The sequence below is a fragment of the Nocardia cerradoensis NBRC 101014 genome (assembly GCF_000308535.1).
Taxonomy (GTDB): domain Bacteria; phylum Actinomycetota; class Actinomycetes; order Mycobacteriales; family Mycobacteriaceae; genus Nocardia; species Nocardia cerradoensis.
The window spans coordinates 1-1,618 of record NZ_BAFW01000183.1 but is presented as its reverse complement, the minus strand read 5'-3'; the positions used below and the strand labels follow the sequence as shown (position 1 = coordinate 1,618).

General features: G+C 71.0%; 1 protein-coding gene. It reads right to left on the bottom strand.

The features are described from left to right. Positions 1 to 107: 107 nt before the first annotated feature. Positions 108 to 1,618 (bottom strand): alpha/beta-hydrolase family protein (locus ON23_RS19560; protein ID WP_306307136.1); only part of this gene is annotated, 1,511 nt, incomplete at its 5' end.

The following is a 1,618-nucleotide window of genomic DNA, read 5'->3' as shown; positions in this document are numbered from 1 at the left end:
GTTCTGACCTGCGAGAACCGGTATAGCACACGGCGGGGGACGGGCGGGCACGGTGGTCGGCTGGGTGGGAGCCGGTGCCGTGACCGCCCCGGCTACCGTCATCGACCTCAGCAGCTTCCGAGCGCGGTGCCCTGGTCCGCTCCGTAGCGGTGGCCGTGGCCGGGGCCCGGGGCGAGCGCGGAAAGCATATCGGCGGTGGTCTGCACCCAGCTCAGTCCCGGCAGCCACATCGGATGTGGTGCGTCGTGGCGGGTCCCGGTGAGATCGGGTGCGCGCCAGAGCAATCGCGGCGACCACTGCACCACCGGATCGGAGGAGTTGGCAAGGACGGTCGCGCCGCCACGGTGCACCGCCGAGGCCGGTGGGCCCGCCCACAACGCGGCGCAGACCCGGGCGCTTTCGTCGCGATCGTCGGCGAAGATCGCGCTGCCCGCGGTCGCGCCCAGGCTCTGGCCGTAGACGTAGAGCTTCGGCGGATGGGCCAGGCCGGCCAGGTGTCGTTCGATTCCGGTGAAGAGGGCCTGTGCCGAGCGCTCGGCCTCGGCCCGGGCGAACAGGAACGTCGCCCAGCTGGGAGCCTGCGAATACTGCATGCCGACCAGCGTCGCGTCACCGTCGAACCGCTCGTCCAGGCCGCGGGCGGCCCCGGCGTCGAGCCACCCCGATCCGGTCGGCACCATCACCACGAGGTGCCCGCGGTCGAATCCGCCGGACCGCTCGATTTCCCGAATGGCCAGGGCGACACGGGAATCGAGATCCGGCGCGGAGTTCAGACCGATGTAGACGCGCACCGACCGGCCGCGTTCGGTGACGAATTTGCGCCCTTCCGCTCCGAGCGAGGCCCAGCTCACCGCCGAATCCGGACTGCCCGAGCGGGTGTAGGAGACCGGCCGCACCAGCGTCGGGTCCATGGCGGCGTCGGCCGAGGCGAATGCCGACCGCTGCCAATTCACGACGGCCGGAAGCAGGGCGAATTGGCAGGCCAGGACGGTGGCGGTGACCAGCGCCGCCGCCTGCAGTCGTCCCACGTACCCTGCCGCCCACCGCAATCCACGCAGAACGAGCACGATCGGGACGACCACCGCGACGACGCCGAACGCCCATTGCAGCCAGTACCGCACACCGACCGGCGGAAAATTCATGGCCTCCCGCAGCCGGTTCTGCCAGTACCAGGCGTGGATGAGAGTGGCACCGGTCACGGCACAGCACGCGATCATGATCGCACTCCGGAACCGCATCGTCCGCGCCTCCGTGTCGATCGCCCAGTGTCCCAACACCTTCCGGCCGAGTCCCGCCACACTCAGCGCGATCAGCACCAGCAGGGCGGTGAGCAACGCCTGCGCGACCGACGTGCGCGGAAGTAGCCCCGGCGCGAGCGAGGCGGAAATCCCCGCCGCCGAGGCCATCAGGGTGCCGGTCCGGGGCTTGCCGATGGTGACGAGACGGCGGATCGCCGTGCCGAGTGCATGCCGCGCGCGCTCGGACGAGCGGGAAGACGGTGTCGTGGCGGTCGCCTCGCCGGGTGACGGTGGTGCGAAACATGTTCGGACGGTGGCGTCCGGGACACCGACCGACGACGAAGTGCCCGGCGCGCCAGTCGTACCGGCGGGACGGTGGT